Genomic DNA, 20583 nt, shown 5'->3' on the forward strand with positions numbered 1-20583 from the left:
GCGCCCGGCACGGTGACCGTGACCGCACCACCCCAGGCCGCACCCCTGGGCCGACCACCCCAAGCGGAAAGGCCTACTGACACGTGAACAGCATCCCGCTGGCCGGGGGCACGCTGACGGCCCTGCTCGCCGCCTCACTCCTGGCGGTCGCCGCGCCCAGCGCCTCGGCCGCCCAGTCAAGTTTCGCGACCACCTGCAACCCGCCCGTCGGCGGCGCGGTGCACGGCACCACGGTCGTCGACGTCACCAGCGACGACGCGAGTCCCAAGGTCGGCGACACGGTCACGCTGACCTGGAAGTTCGTCCAGGCCGCCGCGCAGAACCCCGGCTATGTCGACCTGCAGCCCAACACCGTGCAGCCGACCGGTCACGTCTCCGTCGGCGGCGCTCAGACGGGGACTGTGGCGATGACCGGGCCTCGGCAGAACCCGCTGATCCCGAAGAACTCGCCGATGGTGCTCTCGGACATGACGGGGACCGTGAAGCTGACCGCCGCCGGGGACCTGACGATCACCCCGGCCGACTACAACGTCAACGTCAGCACCTTCCACGCCGACACCCCCTGCAAGCCGGACTCGACCGCGCCGGTCGCCCTCACCCTGCACGTCGCCGCCGGAGGCGGCGGGACGACCTCGGGCGGCACCACGGGCGGGACGACCGGTGGGACGACCTCGGGCGGCACCACCACGACCGGCGGGACCACCAGCGGGGGTACGACCTCCGGCGGCACCACGGGTGGGACGACCGGTGGGACGACCTCGGGCGGCACCACCACGACCGGCGGGACCACCAGCGGGGGCACGACCTCGGGCGGCACCACGGGCGGGACGACCGGTGGGACGACCTCGGGCGGCACCACCACGACCGGCGGGACCACCAGCGGGGGCACGACCGGGGGCGGCGGCGGGAGCGGCAGCTTCCCGGGCGCCGGCGTCCAGGTCGACTACACCTGCCAGACCCCGATCGGCGCCAAGACCGCCACTCCGACGATCACCATCAGTGCCAAGGAGTCCGGCGGCCGCTACACGCTCACGGAGTCCTTCGCCTCGGGTGTCTCCTCCTCGCCCGTCGACCTGAGCGCCGGGTCGATGGTGCCCAGCACCACCGTCACCGTCGCGGGCGTGGACAACGGCCGGCTGACCCTGACCGGTCCGGCCAACAGCGCCACGATCCCGGCGAACACCCCGATCAAGCCGAGCGACATGACCGGCGCCTACGTTCCCGGACACACCGGCCAGGTGACGTTCACCCCGGACGTGCTGACGATCAAGGCGCTGGGCACGACCACCACCTGCACGCCCTCCAACAAGCCCGCCGCCTCGCTGACCCTCCAGGTCACCGCGGGCAGCGGGACGGGCGGCGTCACCGGCTCCGGCACCGGTGGCACCTCGGGCGCTTCCGGCGCCTCGGGCGGCGGTACGTCCGGCGGGCTCGCCGCGACCGGCGGCAACGACGCCCCGTACCGGGCGCTCGGCCTGATCGGCGGCACCGTGCTGCTGCTGGGGGCGGCGGTCTTCGTGGTCACCCCGTGGCGTCGCCTGCGCAAGGGCCGCTGACGACGACGGAGAACGCGGCAGGGGCGCCCCGCGAAAGCGGAGCGCCCCTGCCGCGTGTCAGCGCGACGTCAGTGCACGTCGCCCATCAGCGCACGGACCTTGCGGCGGTAGAGCACCATCGCCACACCGGCCAGCAGCGCGGCGGCGCCCTGGATGGCGAACGAGGTGGTGCTCAGGAACGCGTTGCCCATGACCTGCTGCAGGACGGCGGCGACGCAGTCGCCCGCGGTGACCGCGAGGAACCAGATGCCCATCATCTGACTGGCGTACTTCTTCGGCGCCAGCTTGGTGGTGACGGACAGGCCGACGGGGGAGAGCGTGAGCTCGCCGACGGTCTGGACCAGGTACACCAGGGCCAGCCACAGCGGGGTGACCAGGTGACCGCCGGACGCGGCCGCCATCGCCAGCATCATGACGCCGAAGGACAGGCCGATCAGGGCCAGGCCGACGCCGAACTTCACGGCCGTGCTCGGGTTCTTGTCGCGGCGGTGCAGCCACACCCAGAGCCAGGCCATGACCGGGGCCAGCGCCATGATGTAGAGCGGGTTCAGCGACTGGAACCAGGTGCTCGGGAAGTTGAAACCGAACAGCTTGCTGGCCGTGTTGTCGTTCGCGAACAGGCTCAGGGTCGAACCGGACTGGTCGTAGATCATCCAGAACACGGCGGCGACCACGAAGAACCAGATGTACCCGGTGAGCTTGCCGCGCTCGTCGGTGGACAGGTCCTTGTCCCGGCGGATGCGGGCGAAGACGATGACCGGGATGATCAGGCCGACGACGGTGAGGGTCCAGATGACCCAGCCCATCGTGAAGTGGCCGGACAGCGCGACCGCGCCGAAGAAGACCACGGCCAGGGCCAGCCAGAACAGCGCCTTGCGGATCACCGAGACGCGCTCGGCGCGGGCCATCGGCGAGGTGACGACGCTGGACTGCGGGCTGAGGTTGCGGCCGCCGAAGACGTAGTTGGTCAGACCCAGGGCCATGCCGACGCCGGCCAGGGCGAAGCCGATGTGCCAGTTGACACTCTGGCCCACGGTCCCGATCACCAGCGGCGCGGCGAAGGCGCCCAGGTTGATCCCCATGTAGAAGATCGTGAAGCCGCCGTCCCGGCGCGGGTCGTTCTTGTCCGGGTACAGGTGGCCGACCATCGTCGAGATGTTGGCCTTGAGCAGGCCGGAGCCGACGGCGATGAAGCCGAGGCCGACGAAGAACGACGCCGCGGCGGGGACCGCCAGCAGGAAGTGGCCGATCATGATGACCACGCCACCGATGAGCACGGTCTTACGCGCGCCCCAGAAGCGGTCGGAGATCCAGCCGCCGGGCAGGGCCAGCAGATAGACCATGGCGTTGTACACGCTGTAGATCGCGGCACCGGTTGCGGCGCCCAGGCCCAGCCCGCCCTTGTCGGCGGGGGCGACCAGATAGAGGACCAGCAGCGCGCGCATTCCGTAGAAGCTGAAGCGCTCCCACATCTCGGTCATGAAGAGCGTGGACAGGCCGCGCGGGTGACCGAAGAACGTCTTCCTGGGGGAGCCGTTGGCGGTGACGGTGGTGACCGCTTCCGCAGCGACCTCGACAGGTATCGGCGTCATGGGCAAGTTCCTTGCAGGTTCTTACAGGGGTTGCCCAACTGTAGGGCAGCGTTTGGCTGCTTTTGACCGTTCAGGTGATGAAATGATCTCAATCATCGGATTCAGTTTCGCATAAATGTGGCCAGTGACCCATTGATGACCTTCGAATCTTCGGCCTAAGACCCCTTCTGCATGCAGATCCTGCGGTGACGGGATGTGAGCTGGTTCTCAGTGGACCTCGCCCAGGTAGCCGTGGATCTTCCGGCGGTTGAGCAGGATCGCCAGCCCGGCCAGCACGGCGAGGGCGACCTCCGCCGCCACGTAGCCACGGCTGTTGAGGTCCGCGCCGGCCGTCGTGGCCAGTGAGGTGGCGCAGTCGCCCGCCGTCACCGCCAGGAACCAGACGCCCATCATCTGGCTGCCGTACTTCTCCGGGGCCAGCTTGGTGGTCACCGAGAGGCCGACGGGGGAGAGGCACAGCTCGCCGACGGTCTGGATCAGGTAGACCAGGCACAGCCACAGCGGGGTCGCCGTCGCGCCGCCGGACGCCGCCGCCAGCGCGCCGAGGAAGACCGCGAAGGAGAGGCCGACCAGGATCAGGCCGACAGAGAACTTCGTCGCTGTCTGGGGCTCCTTGTCCCGGGCCGCCAGCCACTGCCACATCCAGGCGAAGACCGGGCCGAGCGCCATGATGTAGAGCGGGTTCAGCGACTGGAACCAGCTGGACGGGAAGTGCACCCCGGCCAGGCTGCTCGAGGTGTTGTCCTGGGCGAAGAGGTTGAGCGTCGAGCCGCCCTGGTCGTAGATCATCCAGAAGATCGCCGCCGCGACGAAGAACCAGATGTAGCCGGTCATCTTCTGGTTCTCCAGCGGCGAGAGGTCCCGGTCGTGCTTGATCCGGAACAGCATCCAGGCCGGGACCAGCAACCCGATGACCGTCAGCGGGACCGTCGCCCAGTTCAGCGTGAAGTTGCCGGTGCCGATGACGATCCCGTAGAAGACGGCGGCGACCGCCAGCCAGAACAGGCCCTTGCGCAGCACGCCGCGCCGCTCGGCCGCGCCGAGCGGGGTGGGGACGACGCTGCTGTGCGGGCTCAGCGTCCGCATCCCGAACAGGTAGATGACCAGCCCGATCGCCATGCCGACGCCGGCCAGGGCGAAGCCGAGGTGCCAGTCGACCTTCTGGCCGACCGTGCCGATCACCAGCGGCGCCGCGAAGGCGCCGATGTTGATGCCCATGTAGAAGACGGTGAAGCCGCCGTCCCGGCGCGGGTCGGTGGGCCCGTCGTAGAGCTGGCCGACCATCGTCGAGACGTTGGCCTTCAGCAGTCCCGTGCCCAGCGCGATGAAGACCAGCCCCGCGAAGAACGACCCGGTCGCGGGCAGGGCGAGCAGGAAGTGCCCCACCATGATCACGCCACCGGCCACGGCGACCGTCCTGCGCGGCCCCCAGATCCGGTCCGCCACCCAGCCGCCCGGCAGCGTCAGCAGGTAGACCATCGACACGTAGACGCTGTAGACGGCGGTGGCCGCGCTCGCGGAGAAGGCGAGGCCGCCCTCGTCGTGGGGGGCCGTCAGGTAAAGGACGAGCAGGGCGCGCATCCCGTAGTAGCTGAACCGCTCCCACATCTCGGTGGTGAACAGCGTCGCCAGGCCCCACGGGTGACCGAAGAAGGTGCGGTGGTGGTGCTCCGGACTGGTGTCCCGGCCCTGCGCCACGTCCTGCGCCATCAGCTGCTCCGATGCGTTATGCGTCTTTCGCGACTTTTGCTGAGGTTAAGCGAGATGATCGTGATCGACGGCGCGCAATGCCCGGCTGTGCTCCGTTCGACGGAAGCCGGGCATGGGCCCTGGGCGCACTACGATCGACGCATGACGCGTGTACTGCTGGCCGAGGACGACATCGCCATCTCCGAGCCGCTCGCCCGCGCCCTGCGCCGTGAGGGCTACGAGGTGATCGTCCGCGAGGACGGCCCGACGGCGCTGGAGACCGCCGGCAGCGGTGGCGGCGTCGACCTGCTCGTGCTCGACCTCGGCCTGCCCGGCATGGACGGCCTGGAGGTCGCCCGCCGTCTGCGCGCCGACGGCCACGGCTTCCCCGTACTCGTGCTCACCGCCCGCGCCGACGAGGTGGACACCGTCGTCGGCCTCGACGCCGGCGCGGACGACTACGTCACCAAGCCGTTCCGGCTCGCCGAGCTGCTGGCCCGGGTCCGGGCGCTGCTCCGTCGCGGCACCGGCGACCTCACCACCGGCGCGCACGGCGTCAAGATCGACGTCGAGTCCCACCGCGCGTGGCTCGGCGACGAGGAGATGCAGCTCTCCGCCAAGGAGTTCGAACTGCTGCGCGTCCTGGTCCGCGACGCGGGCCGGGTGGTCACCCGCGAGCAGATCATGCGCGAGGTCTGGGACACCACCTGGTGGACCTCCACGAAGACCCTCGACATGCACATCTCGTGGCTCCGCAAGAAGCTGGGCGACGACGCGGCCAGCCCCCGGTACATCACCACGGTGCGCGGCGTGGGCTTCCGTTTCGAAAAGGGCTAGGCGGGGCGGTCGCAGGTGAAACGCAGGCTGCTCAACTCCACCCTGGCGGTGGTGCTGGTGACCGTCGCCCTGTTCAGCGTGCCGCTGGCCCTGGTCGAGAAGCGCAGCATCGAGGGCGCCGCGTCGGACGCGGTGAAGACCGAGGCGCTGCACATGGTCGGCGTCATCGAGAACCGCTACGCGGCGAAGGAGCCGATCGACGGGGCCTCGCTGGTCGGCCTGAACGACTCCGGCTCCGGCCGCTACGCCGTCGCCCGCATCCCCGGCGTCGCCGCGCCGATCGTCATCGGTGTACCGCCCTCGGGCGCCGACCCGGTCACCGCGACCGAGACCGGCCCGCACGGCGAGACCATCGTCGTCCAGGAGTCCCGCGGTCCCGTCGACAACTCGATCGTGCGGATGCTGCTGCTGCTCGTCGGCGTCGCCGCGCTGACCGTGGCCGCGGCGATGGCCCTGGCCGGTTGGCAGTCCAAGCGCATCACCCGCCCGCTGATCGAGCTGGCCCAGACTGCCGAACGCCTCGGCTCGGGCGACCCCCGTCCGCGTCAGCGCCGCTACGGCATGGCCGAGCTCGACCGCGTCGCCGAGGTCCTCGACCAGAGCGCGGAGCGGATCGGCCGGATGCTCACGGCCGAGCGCCGCCTCGCCGCCGACGCCTCCCACCAGTTGCGCACGCCGCTGACCGCGCTGTCGATGCGGCTGGAGGAGATCGTCGAGACGGACGACCTGGACACCGTGAAGGAGGAGGCCGCGATCGCCCTCGGCCAGGTGGAACGCCTGACCGACGTGGTGCAGCGGCTGCTCACCAACAGCAGGGAGCCGCGCAACGCGGCAGCGGTCGCGTTCGACGTGGACGAGGTCATCAAGCAGCAGGCCGAGGAGTGGCGCCCCGCCCTGCGCCGCTACGGCCGCAAGCTGTACATCGAGGGCCCGCCCGGCCTGTGGGCGGTCGGCACGCCGGGCGCGGTCGCGCAGGTGATCGCCGCCCTGATCGAGAACTCGCTGATGCACGGGGACGGCAACGTCACCATCCGCACGCGCGTCCGGGACACCCGCGTCGTCATCGAGGTCCAGGACGAGGGTGCCGGCGTGCCCGACGAGCTCGGCGCCCGGGTCTTCGAGCGCGCGGTCAGCGGCCACAACAGCACCGGCATCGGCCTCGCGGTGGCCCGCGACCTCGCCGAGGCCGACGGCGGTCGCCTCGAACTGCTCTCGCAACGGCCGCCGGTCTTCGCGCTGTTCATGGCGCGGCATACGTAGGCGAGGCAGACGTAGTCCGCGGCGCATGAGAGAGGGGCGCGGAGCTCAGTCGAGCCCCGCGCCCCTCTCTCATGCGCCTCAAGTGCCGGACGGCCTCAGCGGCGGTGGGTCACCGTCGTGCTGCGCTTCACGTGCTCCGCGGCCAGGATCTGCTCGGCCGCGTCGAGGGCCTCTTCGGCCTGCGGCACGACGCGGAAGACCCACGTCCGGTAGGCCCAGAAGCGGAAGACCGTCGCCACCGCGATGCCGAGGATGGTGCCGACCATCGTCTCCAGCTTGGAGGTCATGTCCAGGCCGTACGTGAGCAGGTACAGCACGCCGCTCTGGATGACCAGGCCGATCGCGCTGAAGACCAGGAACAGCGAGATCTCGCGCGAACGCGTCTTCTTGTCCGAGTCCCGGTAGACCCAGTAGCGGTAGCCGATGTAGTTGGTCGCGATCGCGATCACCGTGGCGACGATGTTGGCGCGGACCGGCTGCATCTTCATGTCCAGCAGCACACTCAGGCTGACCAGCTGGACGACCAGGCCGGATATCCCGACGATGCCGAACTTGGCCACCTCGTTCGCAAGGCGACGCAAGGCGCTCGGCGTACGTCCGCCGGTGAGGGGGGAAGCGGTCATGACAGCAGGATCCGTCTCTACTCGGCTACTGGGCGCGGGTTCGTCGTGCCTCGCGCTCGACGCGCAGGTGCGTGTGCCGTACACGACGATAGTCGGCTCGCCGGTGTGACAAATACTTCTCCTGTTAAATCCTCACGGAACTCTGCCCCTCTCGCACCTTCACAGCTGCCCCACGACCTGCGCGGATCTGATCATTCCGGGGCCCGATATCCTTGCGATGTGACTTTTCCGGTAGTGGGCATGATCGGTGGCGGGCAGCTGGCCCGGATGGCGCACGACGCGGCGATCCCGCTGGGCGTGCGATTCAGGCTGCTGGCGGACACGCCGCAGGACTCGGCCTCGTTGGTGGTGAACGACGTCGTCCTCGGCGACTACCGCGATCTCGACACGCTGCGCCGCTTCGCCGCCGGGTGCGACGTCATCACCTTCGACCACGAGCACGTACCCACGGAACACCTGCGCACACTCCTCGCGGAGGGCGTCAACGTCCGCCCGGGCCCGGACGCGCTGGTGTTCGCCCAGGACAAGGGTCTGATGCGGGCCAAGCTGGACAGCCTCGGCGTGCCCTGCCCCCGCCACCGCCTCGTCGCCGACGCGGCGGACGTGACCCGGTTCGCCCAAGAGGGTGAAGGCGCGTCGCGAAGCGACTCGGACAAGGGCGGGTATCCGGTGGTGTTGAAGACCACCCGCGGGGGCTACGACGGCAAGGGCGTCTGGGTTGTCGACGACGAGACCGAGGCCGCCGAGCCGTTCCAGGCCGGCGTGCCGGTGCTGGCCGAGGAGAAGGTCGACTTCGTGCGCGAACTCGCCGCCGACGTCGTGCGCTCCCCGCACGGGCAGGCCGTGGCCTACCCGGTGGTCGAGTCCGTCCAGAAGGACGGCATCTGCCACGAGGTCGTCGCCCCCGCGCCGAACCTCTCCGCGGAACTCGCCGCCGAGGCACAGGCGCTCGCCCTGCGCATCGCGGGCGAGCTGGACATCACCGGCCACCTGGCCGTCGAGCTGTTCGAGACCCGCGACGGCCGCGTCCTCGTCAACGAGCTGGCCATGCGTCCGCACAACTCCGGACACTGGAGCATCGACGGCGCGGTCACCTCGCAGTTCGAGAACCACATCCGCGCCGTGCTGGACCTGCCGCTCGGCGACCCGCGTCCGCGTCAGCCGTGGACGGTCATGGTGAACGTGCTCGGCGGCGACTACCCGGACATGTACAGCGCGTACCTGCATTGCATGGCGCGCGACCCGGGACTGCGCATCCACATGTACGGCAAGGACGTGAAGCCCGGCCGTAAGGTGGGCCACGTCACAGTGTTCGGCGACGACCTGGAGGACGTGCGCGAGCGCGCCCGCCACGCCGCCGCGTACCTTCGAGGGGACATCACAGAATGAGCGAGCAGCCGCTCGTCGGCATCGTCATGGGCTCGGACTCCGACTGGCCCGTCATGGAGGCCGCCGCCCGGGCGCTGGAGGAGTTCGAGATCCCCTTCGAGGTGGACGTCGTCTCCGCGCACCGGATGCCGCGCGAGATGGTCTCCTACGGTGAGTCCGCGGCCGGCCGGGGCCTGAAGGCGATCATCGCGGGCGCCGGCGGCGCCGCGCACCTGCCGGGCATGCTCGCCTCGGTCACCACGCTGCCGGTCATCGGCGTCCCGGTGCCTCTCAAGTACCTGGACGGCATGGACTCGCTGATGTCCATCGTGCAGATGCCGGCCGGCGTCCCCGTGGCCACGGTCTCGATCGGCGGCGCCCGCAACGCGGGCCTGCTCGCCGTCCGGCTGCTCGCCGCGTTCGACCCGGACCTCGCCCAGCGCATGGCCGAGTTCCAGCAGGAGTTGAACGAGCAGGCCACCGAGAAGGGCCGCAAGCTGCGGTCCAAGGTCGGCACCGGCGCGAGCTTCGGCTTCGGCGGCTGAGCGCGCGGTGGCCGACGCCGAGCTGCTGGCCCGGGCGATGGACCTGCTCGCCGAGCACCCCATCGTCGACGGGCACAACGACCTGCCCTGGAAGCTGCGCGAGCAGGTCCGCTACGACCTGGACCGCCGCGACATCGCCGACGACCAGCGCAGCCACCTGCACACCGACCTCGCCCGGCTGCGCGCCGGCGGCGTCGGCGCGCAGTTCTGGTCCGTCTACGTTCCCTCCACCCCGTCGCGGGTGGAGGGGACCGACGCGGTCACCGCGACGCTGGAGCAGGTGGACTTCGTCCACGCCCTGGTCGCCCGCTACCCGGAGCAGTTGCGCCTCGCGCTGACGGCGGACGAGATGGAGACGGCGCGGGCGGAGGGGAAGATCGCCTCGCTGATGGGCGCCGAGGGCGGCCACTCCATCAACAACTCCCTGGCGGCGCTGCGCGCGCTGCACGCGCTGGGCGTCCGGTACATGACGCTCACGCACAACGACAACAACGACTGGGCGGACTCCGCGACCGACGAGCCGAAGGCGGGCGGCCTCACCCGCTTCGGCGAGGAGGTCGTGCGGGAGATGAACCGCCTCGGCATGCTGGTCGACCTCTCGCACGTCTCCGCGGACACCATGCGGGCGGCGCTGCGGGTGACGGCCGCCCCGGTCGTCTTCTCGCACTCGTCCGCGCGGGCCGTCTGCGACCACGTCCGCAACGTCCCCGACGACGTGCTGGCCGCCCTGCCGGCGAACGGCGGCGTGGCGATGGCGACGTTCGTGCCGAAGTTCATCCTCCCCGAGGCGGTCGCCTGGACCCGGCGCGCGGACGAGAACATGGTCGCCCACGGCTTCCACCCGCTCGACCTCTCGCCCGAGGGCCTCGCGGTCCAGTCGGCGTTCGAGGCGGCGAACCCGCGGCCCCTCGCCACGGAGGCGACGGTGGCCGACCACCTCGACCACATGCGCGAGGTGGCCGGCGTCGATCACATCGGCCTCGGTGGGGACTACGACGGCACGGCGTTCACCCCGCAGGGCCTGGAGGACGTGGCCGGCTACCCGAACCTCGTCGCCGAGCTGATGCGACGCGGGTGGTCCCGGGACGACCTCGCCAAGCTCACGTGGGGCAACGCGGTCCGCGTCCTCCGCGACGCGGAGTCGGTGGCCCGGGGGATGGCGGAGGTCGCTCCGTCCATCGCGACCATCGACCAACTGGACGGCTAGCAACCTCAGGGGCGCGGGGCTCGGCGCGAGCAACCACTGACATGCGGATGGCCCTGCGCGTTCGGGGCTCTACGTGGGCGGGTGGCTTGTCGCGCAGTTCCCCGCGCCCCTGCGTGTGCGCAGCGTTGCTGACATGCGGTCAGGTGACCGTCCCCGGCTCCCGGCATATGCCCTGGCAGCGGTTAGCATTCTTCTGACAACGCCGTTGACAGGGGGAATCCGCATGGCGAACGACATCGACCTCCTCTTCGTAGGTGGTCCCGTCATCACGATGGACGCCGCGCGGACCCGGGCCACCGCCGTCGCCGTGAGCGGGCAGAAGGTGCTGGCCGTCGGGCACGACGACCTGCTGGAGCTGGCCGGGCCGGAGACGGAGATCGTCAACCTGCGGGGCAGGGCGTTGCTGCCGGGGTTCCAGGACGCGCACGTGCACGCGGTGTACGGCGGCGTGGAGATGGGCGAGTGCGACCTGTCCGGCGTCACCGATCTCGGGGAGTACCGCCGCCGCATCGCCGCCTACGCGGCCACGCATCCGGCGCAGCCGTGGATCACCGGGGCGGGGTGGGCCATGGAGGCGTTCGAGGGCGGGCAGCCGAGCCGCGCGCTGCTGGACGAGATCGTGCCGGACCGGCCGGTCCTCCTGCTGAACCGCGACCACCACGGGGCCTGGGCCAACACCCGCGCTCTCGAACTCGCCGGCGTCACCGCCCGGACGCCCGACCCGGCCGACGGCCGGATCGAGCGCGCGGCGGACGGCACCCCGTCCGGCATGCTGCAGGAGGGCGCGACCAACCTCGTCGCCCGCGTCGTGCCGAAGGGCACGGTCGAGGACCGGGTCAAGGGGCTGCTGCGCGCGCAGGCGTACCTGCACTCGCTCGGGATCACCGCCTGGCAGGACGCGATCCTCGGCGTCTTCAACGGACAGCCGGACGTCTCCGACGCCTACCTCGCGGCGGCCGGTGACGGGCGGCTGACGGCGCGGGTGAACGGCGCGCTGTGGTGGGACCGCGAGCGCGGGGCCGAGCAGATCCCCGAGCTGGTCGCGCGTCGCGACAAGCTGACGGCGGGTCGGTTCCGGGCCGGGTCGGTGAAGATCATGCAGGACGGCATCGCGGAGAACTGGACCGCGGCCATGACGGTTCCCTACAAGGACGCCTGCGGCTGCACGACGGCGAACAGCGGGCTCAGCTTCGTCGACCCCGAGGCGCTCAAGTCGTATGTGACCGAGTTGGACGCGCTCGGCTTCCAGGTGCACTTCCATGCCCTCGGCGACCGCGCGGTGCGCGAGGCACTGGACGCGGTGGAGGCGGCGATCGCCGCCAACGGGCGCCGTGACAACCGGCACCACCTCGCGCATCTGCAGGTCGTGCACCCGGACGATGTGCCGCGCTTCGCGCGCCTCGGCGCGGTCGCGAACCTGCAGCCGCTGTGGGCGGCGCACGAGCCGCAGCTGGACGAGCTGTGCATCCCGTTCCTCGGCGGAGAACTGGCGTCGTGGCAGTACCCGTTCGGCGACCTGCTGCGGGCGGGGTCGACGCTGGCGGCGGGCAGCGACTGGCCGGTGTCCTCGCCCGACCCGTGGCTCGGCATCCACGTGGCTGTGAACCGGGTCAACCACGCGGAGGACCGTGAAGCCTTCCTCCCGGAGCAGCGCCTGGATCTCACCACCGCGATCGCCGCCTACACGGCGGGCAGCGCGCATGTGAACCATCTCGACGACGCGGGCGTGATCCGCCCCGGCGCGCTGGCCGACCTCGTCGTCGTCGACCGCGACCCGTACGCGGGCCCGCAGGACGAGATCGGCGCGACCCGCGTCGAGCAGACCTTCGTCGGCGGCGAGCGGGTGTACGCCGCCGACTGAGGCCGCGTCAGGCCGGCGGATGGAGCCGCGCCGACACGTCCTCGTGCGCGAGCCTGCGCAGCGACAGCAGCACCGGCTCGTACAGGACGGTGTGGGCGACGACCGCCTCGATCGCCTCGTCGATGGCCGGGTGCTCGTCGACGATCGCGAGTTCCTTCTCGGCGATCGGGCGCAGCGCGACGGCGTAGTCGCGCAGGGACGCGGTGGCGGTGGCGTAGCCGAGCGAGTCGAGCGTGGTCAGCGCCTCGGTCAGGGCGTCGAGCGCGGGCGCGCCGTCGTGGATCTGCCAGCCGAGGTCGTCGCGGAGCAGTGTCAGCACCTCGCCACGCCGTTCGCGCCACGTCGCGCCCTCCGGCGTGTCCTCCGGCGGCGCGGTGACGTGCGGCGGGAGCAGGTACTGCGCGACGCCGAGCCGCGTGTGCCGGTCGAAGGCCGGATCGTGCGAGGCGGCGAGCACGTCGCGGGCCTGTGCGACGGACATCCCGCCGACGGTGAGCAGCGCCCGGATCAGCCGCAGCCGGCGCAGGTGGTCCTCGTCGTACTCGGCCTTGCGCGCGCTGACCGTCACCCCGGGCGGCAGCAGGCCCTCGCGCAGGTAGTACTTGATGCTGGCGGCGGAGACACCGCTGCGTCGGCTCAACTCGGACAGCTGCACGGGGGGATGAGCTCCGATCCGGTTCGGGGGAAGGCTGGACGGACGAGCAAGGATAGTGCCACTATCTTTCTATGCCTGACTTCGGCTCCGCCAGAGGTACACGCTCCCCGATCCTGCCCGAATGGACCCGTCCGGGTCTTCCCGCGGCACCCGGCTCCGACGCGCAGGGCGGTCTCCTGCTCGGCCGCCACCTCGCCGAAAGCGACGAACCCGTCGCCGTCCTGCTCATCGGACTGCGGGTGAACCGCTGGCGCGCCGTCCGGCACTGGCTGCCCGCCCTGCGCGCGATGACGCCGATGCTGAAGGAGCTCGCGGCCGACCCTTCGAGCGGCCTGCTCGGCTACCGGCTGCTGCTCGGACCGGCTCCGCGCCAGGTCACCGTCGTCCAGTACTGGCGTCGCGCGGGCGACGTCCGCGCCTTCGCCACCGCGGCCGACCGCAGGCACCGCCCGGCCCAGGACGCCTTCTGGTGCCGCTACGCCACCAGCAGGGGCGCGGTCGGCGTCTGGCACGAGCTGCTCTCGGTCCGCGCCGGCGCGTACGAGGCCCTCTATGCCGACATGCCGCGCGTCGGCCTGGGCGCGATCATGGGCCTTCGGCCCGCCGTCCCCCGCCCGAGCGGTCACGGCTACGTCGCCACCACCGCGGAGCAGGCCGCCGCCACCCTGCGCGACGACCTCGGCGAGGCCGGCGGCGAGGTCAGTCGTCCAGCAGCGGGATCTCGATAGCGGGGCACTTGTTCATCACGATGTCCACCCCGGCCGTCAGCGCCCGGCCGTACGCGTCCTCGTCGACGACGCCGAGCTGGAACCAGACCGCCTTCGCGCCGACGGCCACGGCCTGATCCGCGACGGCGCCCGCCAGCTCGCTGTTCACGAACACGTCCACCACGTCCACCGGGAACGGGATGTCCGCGAGGCTCCGGTACCCGGGCTCGCCGTGCACGGTCTCGGCCTTGGGGTGCACCGGCACGATCCGCTTGCCGTATCGCTGCAGCACCCGGGCCACGCCGTAGGCGGCGCGTTCGCTGTTGTTCGACAGCCCCACGATCGCCCAGGTGTCTCCGGACTCGGTGAGGATCCGCCGTACGGTTGCGGCATCGCCGTACATCGCCTGGTCCTCCGCCCCTCGGTCGCCCACCCTGATGGGAACCCTACGGCACCGGGCGGCCGACACGACGGACGGCCACCGGGCCGGAGTCCGGAGACCTGGCGACGGCGGCCAGATGGCGGGTGCCGAGCCACAGGCTCAGCACACGCCAGGAGCGCGCCGTCCCGTGGTGCTGCGGATCTGGCGCCGGACCGTCCACCAGGGCCTCGTCGAGGCCCGGCAGGGTGTCGACGGCGGTGAGGTCGCACGTGACGCCGATGCCTTCCGCCTTGAGCACCGCCTCCTTGCGGGTCCAGCAGCGCTGGGTCGCGACGTCGCGCGCGCGTCCGGGCGGCGCGGAGCGAATATAGGCGCGTTCCCCGGCCGAGAAGGCCTTGTCGACCGCCGTCGGGTCCACCCGGCGAACGGCTTCCACGTCCACGCCCACTGCGGTCGCCTGACTGAGGGACATGCACCCGATGCCGGACGTGTGGGACACGCTGAAGCGGATGTCCGTGGCGGGGAGCAGGACCGTCGGCGGGCCGTGGTCCGCAGCGCGGCAGCCGGGGCACGGGCCCTGGCCGATCATGACGGCGTCCGGTCGTACGTCCAGGCGATCCGCCAGGATGCGCCGGACGGCGGCACGGCTCGTGGCGAACTCGGCGGCCCGGTGCGGAGCGCGGTGACGAGCGGTGCGCTCGCGTTCGTGGTCCGTCAGCACTGCCAGGTCGGCGGCCTGCGGGGCGCCTGGTATCTCCCACCACCACAGTTGCGTTTCCGAGGTGCTCACCCGCCCGGTCCTTGGGCCGGCGCAGGCTCCTGGTCCGAGTCCGTCGGGCGGTTCCAGTCCGCGAAGGTGTCCCGGGAGGCGGCGACGGACGCCACGGCTCGTGCCGGGTCGTCGCCTGCGCCGATGGCGAGGCCTTCCAGCATGGTCTCGAACGGGAGGCCGGAAACGCCGCTCGTCGGGGCCATGCCCGAGAGCTCAAGGGTGACGAAGCCGTGCACGGACGCCCAGTGAAGGTACGCACCCAGTTCGCTGTCCTGCGGCCGACGGTAGCGGCCCGCGTCCAGGCAGTCCTGCACCGCTTGCACGAGGGTTTGCCAGGTGAAGCCGCGAGGCGGCGTCGAAGCGCCCGCGTCGCCCTGGGACAGGAGGCCCTTGGCCGACGCCGCGGCGAAGATGTGCGGGCGGCGCAGTGCCGCGCTCCGGTACACCCGGCCCAACAGGGCGACGTGTGCGACGGGGTCATCGCCGCGGGGGACGCGCTCGAGCAGGCGGTGCAGGTTGAGCGTCGAAGCCGTCAGCACCTCCTGGACGACGTCGTCCATGCTTCCGAAGTGCGTGTAGACCGACATGGTGGAGGTGCCGGCCTCCGCCGCCAGGCGCCGGGCCGAGAGGGAGCTGGGCCCGTGCTCGGCCAGAATCCGGGCCGCTGCCTCGACGAGTCGGTCCCGCATCGGGGCTGGGGGGCCCGGATCGGATCTGTGGGTTTGCTTGCGTGTCACGTTTGACATCATGCCATAACGGCGTTATCACTGGAGGTGGCCGCTCTGGAGGACGGGGGGAGCGGCAGGGCGGCGCGCTCCAGGGCGCGGAGTACGGGGGATGTGTGACGGGGGTTCGGGGGGATCGGTCGGGCGCGGGCGCCTGACCTGACAGCCGACCGGGGTGGTTCGGCATTTTCATTTTCCAGTGGTGCCCTCATCGCTTTTGCGACGAGGGCTGGATGTGCCTGTCCTCGGCATTCGTTGAATCTTCAGTTATTGAATTCCCGCGGTGGCGGGGGTCACAGCGGAAAGATTTTTCGGGACTTGCAGCGCGAGAGTCGGGCATGTAGCTTCGAAAGCGTTCGACGGGAGGCAGGCAGCCTCCCACGTGAAATCGGGGGATTTCATCGGCCAGGCGCATAGCAGCCGGCTGTTCTGTGTTGAGGTCTGATCGGCCTCGCTTTTCTCCTCTTTTTGCGACCGTGCCATTGGGCTGCCCGGAAGCGTTGATTCGCGCCGGGCTCTGGAGGGGTGGAATCGTCATGGTCGAAAACCGGGTGGCCGTGGTCACCGGAGCGTCTCGGGGCATCGGGCGTGCCATTGCCCTGAGGCTTGCGGAAGACGGGTACGACATCGCTTTCTGCTACCGGTCCAACGCGGAAGAAGCGCGCGTGGTCGCCGAGGCGATCGAGAAGGCCGGCGTGCGCTGCTACCAGGCGGCCTGCGACGTGGCCGACGCCGACGCGGTGGAGTCCTTCGTGAAGGCCGCTCAGGACGCGCTCGGTCCCGTGGACGTCCTGGTGAACAGCGCCGGCATCGTCCGGGACAACCCCCTGGTCATCATGCCGGTCGAGGACTGGAACGCGGTCGTGGCCACGAACCTGGGCGGCACGTTCAACTTCAGCCGCTGCGCGGCCTTCGGTTTCATGAAGCGCAAGGCCGGCGTCATCGTCAACGTCTCGTCGGTGGCCGGCGTCTACGGAAACGCCACCCAGACCAATTACTCGGCCTCCAAGGCCGGGGTGAACATGCTGACCAAATCCCTCTCCCGGGAGCTCGGTCCCTACGGAATCCGAGTCAACGCGGTCGCTCCCGGATTCATCGAGACCGACATGACCGACAGGCTTCCGGAGAAGGCGCGCAAGTCGGCTTCCGGAATGATCCCGATGCGCCGTTTCGGCGATGTCGAAGACGTGGCGGAACTCGTTTCCTTCCTCGTTTCGCAGAAGGCTTCCTATATCACCGGACAGGTGATCCAGGTGGACGGCGGAATATCTCTCTGAATTCGAAGGAGTCGAAGTGATGCCGAGGCAGTTCGCCGCTCCCCTGGATGCGATCGACATCGTGGACACGGCGCACCCGCACGAAGTGACCGCGACCAAGGCCATCCGGGCCGACGACCCCTACCTGAGCGGGCATTATCCGCACTTCACCATCTACCCGGGGATCTTCATCATCGAGTCCGTCGGGCAGGCCGTCCGCGCCCATGTCGCCGAGCACCACGAGGCGTCGGCGCCGGAACTTGCCGAGGTCGGCAGCGTGCGGTTCACCGCCCCGCTGGTACCGGGCAACACCCTCACCCTCAAGGCCGCGGTCACCGTCGGCGAAGTCGGCGAAGGCCTTCTTCGCGTCAAGGCCGACTGCCGCCGCGAGGACGGCGCCCGATGCGCCGCCATGACGTTGACGTACCGCCTGATCGAGACGGAGGAGGACAGCCGTGCTGGAACTGCCTGACATCATGCGGATCCTTCCGCACCGTCCGCCCATCCTGCTCGTCGACCGGGTCCTGGAGTTCGTGCCCGGCGAACGCATCGTCACCACCAAGACCATCAGCGCCAGCGAGCCCTGTTACAGCGGCCTCGCCGACCCGCTGCCCGATGCCGGGTACGCCTACCCGACCTCCCTGCTGATCGAGTCCTTCGGGCAGTCGGGGGCCCTGCTCTGGCTCTGTTCCGCGCGGCACAGGGGTGAGTCCGTCGAAGGGACGCTGATCTTCGCGCAGGCCAAGGAGTGCGTCTTCGACGGCCGGGCCTACCCCGGTGACGTGCTGCGGCACGAGGTCCGGATGGATCACCTGGTGGGCAGCAACGCGTTCATGACCGGTGAGACCTGGATCGGCGACCGTCGCCTGGCGACCATGGGCTCCGTCCTCGCCGTGGCCCGTGACTCCGCCGAGCTGCCGCAGGCGCAGCAGCCTGAGCCGGCCACCCGAGGCCTGCGCGAAGGAGCGACATGACGCTCGTCATCACGGGCCTCGGCATGGTCTCTCCGGTCGGCGAGGGTCCCGAGGCCTACTGGCAGGGCCTGCTTGCGGGAGTGTCGGCCCCTCAGCCCATCACGGACCGGCCCGGCATACCGGACAGCCACGCCTATCGCGTGGCCCGGGCCGACGCCGACGGGTCGACGCGGGACGACCGCCGGCCGCGCTGCCTCGACCTTGCTCGTAGCGCTGTCCGACAGGCGTTGGCCGGCGCGGGGCTTGGTGACACCAGGGACTCCGCCCTGCATGTCGGACTCTTTCTGGGCACGGGGACGGGCGACGGCGAGGCCGCCGAGCAGGTACGAGACGGCCGCCGTTCGGCCGGAACGGACACCTGGTGGGCGTACGGCGGAGCCGCGCGGCTCGGCGACGAGCTCGAGCTGACGGGACCGGTGCAAACCGTCTCGACGGCCTGCGCCGCCGGCGCCTACGCGGTGGCTCTGGCCGCACAGTCGGTCCTCCGCGGAGAGGCCGACGTCGCTCTCGCGGGTGGAGCCGAGGTGGTCTCCCGGCCGGCGCTCGCGGCCTTCCTCCGGCTCGGCGCCGTCGACCCGGTGCACTGCCGCCCGTTCGACGCGAAGCGGCAGGGCACGGTGTACGGGGAGGGCGCGGCCTTTCTGGTGCTGGAGTCCGCGGAACACGCGAGGGCCCGTTCGGCCCGGCCTCTGGCGACGGTCGATGCGGGGGGCTGGAGCTGCGACGGCCACCACCTCACCGCTCCCGCGGCGGACGGTCGTCAGGCCGCCCGCGCCGGGCGCGAGGCGCTGCGCCGGGCCGGAGTCCTGCCGGAGCAGATCGCCGCGGTGGTCTGCCACGGCACGGGGACGCCGCTCAACGACCGCACGGAGAGCCGGGTGATGACGGAGCTTCTGGGACCTCGCGCCGCCACCACGCCGGTCACGGCGGTGAAGTCGGTGCTCGGCCACAGTGGCGGAGCCGCCGGGGCGTTCTCCTGTGCCACCGCCGCACTGGTGGTGGCGCACCGCCGGCTGCCTCCGGTCGCCAACCTGGACGTCCGGGACGTTGAGTGCCGGCTCGCGATCTCCTCCTCGCCGCAGCCCGTCGGGTCGGGCTCGGTGCTGCTCAACGCCTACGCCTTCGGCGGCAACAACATCTCCCTCGTCATCGGACCGGTCTCATGAGCACTCCTCGTCTGCTGGACGCCGGCATCGTGGTCACGGGCGTCGGTCCGGTGTCCCGGCACGCGATCGGGCGCGCCGAACTCGCCGGGGTCGCGACGGAGTGGAGCGACTCCCCGGCCCGGGACGAGTGGCTGCGCCCGCTGGACGCCTTCGACGCCGCCCGCCGGCTCGGACGCAAGGGCTGGCGTGCCCTTCCCCCAGCCGCGCGATATGCGATGGTCGCGGCCCGGCTCGCGGGGGAGGACGCCCGACTGGACGCGGACCTGGACGGGAACCTGGTCGGAGTCGTTCTGGGAACCAACTTCGCCGCCGACGAGACCGTGGACAGGTTCGACCGGGCCGTGCTCGCCGAGGGCGTACGCGGGATCAGTCCCCTGGAAGCGCCCAACTTCTCCATCAACGTGGCGGCCAGCCAGGTGTCCGTGGACCGTGGGTACCGCGCCTTCAACATCACGCTCATCGACCTGTTCACGGCCGGCAGTTCAGCCCTGTGGACGGCCTGTCAGGCGCTGGAGGACGGTCGCGCTCCGGTCGCCCTGGCAGGAGCCGCCGAGGGCCGCCCGCCGCGGCAGTCCACGGAGGTGCTCGCCCCCACTCTCGACGAGGGAGCCGCCTGCCTGCTCTGTCTCGAGACGACCGACCACGCAGCCGCTCGTGCCGCGCGCCCCCTGGGCCAGGTGAGGGCAGGAGCGCAGCTCTTCGTCCCCGCGGCTGTGGTGGAAGCGCCGGACCGCCTCGACGCGCTGACGCACTCCCTTCTGGACGGGGCCGTGCGTGCTCTGCCCGCCGGTCTGTCCGGTGTCGACGTCGACGTGGTCCGTCCGCCCGCCTCGGCGCGAGCCGAGGCTGTCGCCGCGGCGGCCATCCGCTGGACCGCGGCTCGTACGGACGCCGCCCTGGTGGGCGGCCCCGACGGGGGGCGTGCCGCCGCCCAGGCCTCGGCGACGGCGCCGCTGCGCCTGGCCTCGCAGTTGGCACGTCGAACGACCGCGTCCAGGGCGCTGGTGCAGGTCGTCATCGGCCCGGAAGGCCATCTCGTGGTGCTCGTCCTGAGCCCCACCGCCTAGACCACCGGCCTGTCTCGGCCGGTCGCACGAAAACACCCACCGCACGGCTCGCCGTGCACCACCGACTCGAAAGAGGAATCACCATGACCACCGCCATCCAGCAGCACCTCGACGAGATCCGCGAGATCGCGGCCGAGGTCCTGGAGATCGAGCCCGAGGAGATCACCGAGACCAGTTCGTTCGCCGAGGAGCACGAGGCGGACTCGCTGCGCGCCATCGAGATCCTCGCCCGGATCGAGAAGAAGTACAACGTCGAGATCCCGCAGGCGGAGCTCCCCAAGATGGTCAACCTGCGCGCCGTCTACGACGTGGTGGCCCAGCACGCCGGCTGGGCGGCCTGA

Annotated in this window: 21 protein-coding genes; 14 read left to right on the top strand and 7 right to left on the bottom strand. The window is 70.9% G+C overall.

Annotated features, from left to right (window positions below):
- Nucleotides 1-83: 83 nt before the first annotated feature.
- Complete coding sequence (locus TR48_RS43810; RefSeq protein ID WP_042373898.1) at nucleotides 84-1556, top strand: hypothetical protein; 1473 nt, start codon at nucleotides 84-86, stop codon at nucleotides 1554-1556.
- 68 nt (nucleotides 1557-1624) lie between these two features.
- On the opposite strand, the gene TR48_RS32175 is transcribed toward TR48_RS43810, so the two are convergent.
- A complete protein-coding gene (locus TR48_RS32175; RefSeq protein WP_042373899.1) occupies nucleotides 1625-3148 on the bottom strand; it encodes a peptide MFS transporter in 1524 nt (507 codons plus the stop codon).
- A 207-nt stretch (nucleotides 3149-3355) separates the two neighbouring features.
- Nucleotides 3356-4858 (bottom strand): peptide MFS transporter, encoded by a 1503-nt coding sequence (locus tag TR48_RS32180; protein ID WP_042373900.1) that lies wholly within the window; start codon nucleotides 4856-4858, stop codon nucleotides 3356-3358.
- A 141-nt stretch (nucleotides 4859-4999) separates the two neighbouring features.
- Here TR48_RS32180 and TR48_RS32185 point away from each other — a divergent pair, with 141 nt between their 5' ends.
- Both TR48_RS32185 and TR48_RS32190 read left to right on the top strand, forming a co-directional pair.
- Nucleotides 5000-5674 (top strand): response regulator transcription factor, encoded by a 675-nt coding sequence (locus TR48_RS32185; RefSeq protein WP_042373901.1) that lies wholly within the window; start codon nucleotides 5000-5002, stop codon nucleotides 5672-5674.
- A 15-nt stretch (nucleotides 5675-5689) separates the two neighbouring features.
- Nucleotides 5690-6934 (top strand): sensor histidine kinase, encoded by a 1245-nt coding sequence (locus TR48_RS32190; RefSeq protein WP_042373902.1) that lies wholly within the window; start codon nucleotides 5690-5692, stop codon nucleotides 6932-6934.
- A gap of 95 nt (nucleotides 6935-7029) precedes the next feature.
- On the opposite strand, the gene TR48_RS32195 is transcribed toward TR48_RS32190, so the two are convergent.
- The gene (locus tag TR48_RS32195) at nucleotides 7030-7557 is read right to left on the bottom strand and encodes a GtrA family protein (protein WP_042373903.1); all 528 of its coding nucleotides are present in this window, start codon (nucleotides 7555-7557) and stop codon (nucleotides 7030-7032) included.
- Nucleotides 7558-7776: 219 nt separating this feature from the next.
- Between TR48_RS32195 and TR48_RS32200 the strand changes: the two genes are divergently transcribed.
- The 4 genes from TR48_RS32200 (at nucleotide 7777) to TR48_RS32215 (ending at nucleotide 12538) form a co-directional block, all read left to right on the top strand.
- Complete coding sequence (locus TR48_RS32200) at nucleotides 7777-8946, top strand: 5-(carboxyamino)imidazole ribonucleotide synthase (protein ID WP_084729936.1); 1170 nt, start codon at nucleotides 7777-7779, stop codon at nucleotides 8944-8946.
- Nucleotides 8943-9470 (top strand): 5-(carboxyamino)imidazole ribonucleotide mutase, encoded by a 528-nt coding sequence (purE, locus tag TR48_RS32205; RefSeq protein WP_042373905.1) that lies wholly within the window; start codon nucleotides 8943-8945, stop codon nucleotides 9468-9470. Before TR48_RS32200 ends, purE begins: the two co-directional genes overlap by 4 nt.
- Nucleotides 9471-9507: 37 nt before the next feature.
- Nucleotides 9508-10677: a dipeptidase gene (locus tag TR48_RS32210; RefSeq protein ID WP_042373921.1), complete on the top strand. Its 1170-nt coding sequence runs from the start codon at nucleotides 9508-9510 to the stop codon at nucleotides 10675-10677.
- Nucleotides 10678-10900: 223 nt separating this feature from the next.
- A complete protein-coding gene (locus tag TR48_RS32215) occupies nucleotides 10901-12538 on the top strand; it encodes an amidohydrolase (protein WP_042373906.1) in 1638 nt (545 codons plus the stop codon).
- Between the two features lie 7 nt (nucleotides 12539-12545).
- Here the strand turns inward: TR48_RS32215 and TR48_RS32220 are convergent, their stop codons facing one another.
- Nucleotides 12546-13193: a MerR family transcriptional regulator gene (locus tag TR48_RS32220; RefSeq protein WP_042373907.1), complete on the bottom strand. Its 648-nt coding sequence runs from the start codon at nucleotides 13191-13193 to the stop codon at nucleotides 12546-12548.
- 71 nt (nucleotides 13194-13264) lie between these two features.
- On the opposite strand from TR48_RS32220, the gene TR48_RS39800 reads away from it, so the two are divergent.
- Nucleotides 13265-13921, top strand: coding sequence for a monooxygenase family protein (locus TR48_RS39800; protein WP_063771107.1), 657 nt, complete (start codon nucleotides 13265-13267; stop codon nucleotides 13919-13921).
- Here TR48_RS39800 and TR48_RS32230 read toward each other — a convergent pair.
- The 3 genes from TR48_RS32230 to TR48_RS32240 are packed head-to-tail and all read right to left on the bottom strand — an operon-like array spanning nucleotide 13893 to nucleotide 15791.
- Nucleotides 13893-14303, bottom strand: coding sequence for a CoA-binding protein (locus tag TR48_RS32230; RefSeq protein WP_042373908.1), 411 nt, complete (start codon nucleotides 14301-14303; stop codon nucleotides 13893-13895). The two genes, TR48_RS39800 and TR48_RS32230, sit on opposite strands and share 29 nt — an antisense overlap.
- A 43-nt stretch (nucleotides 14304-14346) precedes the next feature.
- The gene (locus TR48_RS32235) at nucleotides 14347-15072 is read right to left on the bottom strand and encodes a 4'-phosphopantetheinyl transferase family protein (protein WP_052443228.1); all 726 of its coding nucleotides are present in this window, start codon (nucleotides 15070-15072) and stop codon (nucleotides 14347-14349) included.
- Nucleotides 15069-15791, bottom strand: a complete 723-nt coding sequence (locus TR48_RS32240; protein ID WP_161789949.1) for a TetR/AcrR family transcriptional regulator — start codon at nucleotides 15789-15791, stop codon at nucleotides 15069-15071. The genes TR48_RS32235 and TR48_RS32240 overlap by 4 nt, the downstream gene beginning before the upstream one ends.
- 524 nt (nucleotides 15792-16315) lie before the next feature.
- On the opposite strand from TR48_RS32240, the gene fabG reads away from it, so the two are divergent.
- The 6 genes from fabG to TR48_RS32270 all read left to right on the top strand — a co-directional run bounded on the left by fabG (nucleotide 16316) and on the right by TR48_RS32270 (nucleotide 20583).
- Nucleotides 16316-17056 carry a 3-oxoacyl-[acyl-carrier-protein] reductase gene (gene fabG / locus TR48_RS32245; RefSeq protein ID WP_042373911.1) on the top strand — a complete coding sequence of 247 codons (741 nt, stop codon included), beginning with the start codon at nucleotides 16316-16318 and terminating at the stop codon, nucleotides 17054-17056.
- Between the two features lie 19 nt (nucleotides 17057-17075).
- Nucleotides 17076-17507 (top strand): 3-hydroxyacyl-ACP dehydratase FabZ family protein, encoded by a 432-nt coding sequence (locus TR48_RS39450; RefSeq protein WP_052443229.1) that lies wholly within the window; start codon nucleotides 17076-17078, stop codon nucleotides 17505-17507.
- Entirely contained in the window at nucleotides 17491-18009 is a 519-nt protein-coding gene (locus TR48_RS32255; RefSeq protein ID WP_063771108.1) for a 3-hydroxyacyl-ACP dehydratase FabZ family protein, read from the top strand. The genes TR48_RS39450 and TR48_RS32255 overlap by 17 nt, the downstream gene beginning before the upstream one ends.
- On the top strand, nucleotides 18006-19175 hold the full coding sequence (locus tag TR48_RS32260) for a beta-ketoacyl-[acyl-carrier-protein] synthase family protein (protein WP_042373912.1): 1170 nt from the start codon (nucleotides 18006-18008) through the stop codon (nucleotides 19173-19175). The genes TR48_RS32255 and TR48_RS32260 overlap by 4 nt, the downstream gene beginning before the upstream one ends.
- Entirely contained in the window at nucleotides 19172-20242 is a 1071-nt protein-coding gene (locus TR48_RS39455; protein ID WP_052443230.1) for a beta-ketoacyl synthase N-terminal-like domain-containing protein, read from the top strand. Before TR48_RS32260 ends, TR48_RS39455 begins: the two co-directional genes overlap by 4 nt.
- An 83-nt stretch (nucleotides 20243-20325) precedes the next feature.
- Nucleotides 20326-20583, top strand: coding sequence for an acyl carrier protein (locus tag TR48_RS32270; protein ID WP_042373914.1), 258 nt, complete (start codon nucleotides 20326-20328; stop codon nucleotides 20581-20583).

This window comes from Streptacidiphilus neutrinimicus (assembly GCF_000787815.1).
Taxonomy (GTDB): domain Bacteria; phylum Actinomycetota; class Actinomycetes; order Streptomycetales; family Streptomycetaceae; genus Streptacidiphilus; species Streptacidiphilus neutrinimicus.

Coding starts and splice junctions, on each gene's coding strand:
- TR48_RS32270 (WP_042373914.1), top strand. CDS start 20,326: ATGACCACCGCCATCCAGCAGCACCTCGACGAGATCCGCGAGATCGCG.
- TR48_RS32180 (WP_042373900.1), bottom strand. CDS start 4,858: ATGGCGCAGGACGTGGCGCAGGGCCGGGACACCAGTCCGGAGCACCAC.
- TR48_RS32175 (WP_042373899.1), bottom strand. CDS start 3,148: ATGACGCCGATACCTGTCGAGGTCGCTGCGGAAGCGGTCACCACCGTC.
- purE (WP_042373905.1), top strand. CDS start 8,943: ATGAGCGAGCAGCCGCTCGTCGGCATCGTCATGGGCTCGGACTCCGAC.
- TR48_RS32260 (WP_042373912.1), top strand. CDS start 18,006: ATGACGCTCGTCATCACGGGCCTCGGCATGGTCTCTCCGGTCGGCGAG.
- TR48_RS32210 (WP_042373921.1), top strand. CDS start 9,508: ATGGACCTGCTCGCCGAGCACCCCATCGTCGACGGGCACAACGACCTG.
- TR48_RS32195 (WP_042373903.1), bottom strand. CDS start 7,557: ATGACCGCTTCCCCCCTCACCGGCGGACGTACGCCGAGCGCCTTGCGT.
- fabG (WP_042373911.1), top strand. CDS start 16,316: ATGGTCGAAAACCGGGTGGCCGTGGTCACCGGAGCGTCTCGGGGCATC.
- TR48_RS32230 (WP_042373908.1), bottom strand. CDS start 14,303: ATGTACGGCGATGCCGCAACCGTACGGCGGATCCTCACCGAGTCCGGA.
- TR48_RS39800 (WP_063771107.1), top strand. CDS start 13,265: ATGCCTGACTTCGGCTCCGCCAGAGGTACACGCTCCCCGATCCTGCCC.
- TR48_RS32215 (WP_042373906.1), top strand. CDS start 10,901: ATGGCGAACGACATCGACCTCCTCTTCGTAGGTGGTCCCGTCATCACG.
- TR48_RS32185 (WP_042373901.1), top strand. CDS start 5,000: ATGACGCGTGTACTGCTGGCCGAGGACGACATCGCCATCTCCGAGCCG.
- TR48_RS39455 (WP_052443230.1), top strand. CDS start 19,172: ATGAGCACTCCTCGTCTGCTGGACGCCGGCATCGTGGTCACGGGCGTC.
- TR48_RS39450 (WP_052443229.1), top strand. CDS start 17,076: ATGCCGAGGCAGTTCGCCGCTCCCCTGGATGCGATCGACATCGTGGAC.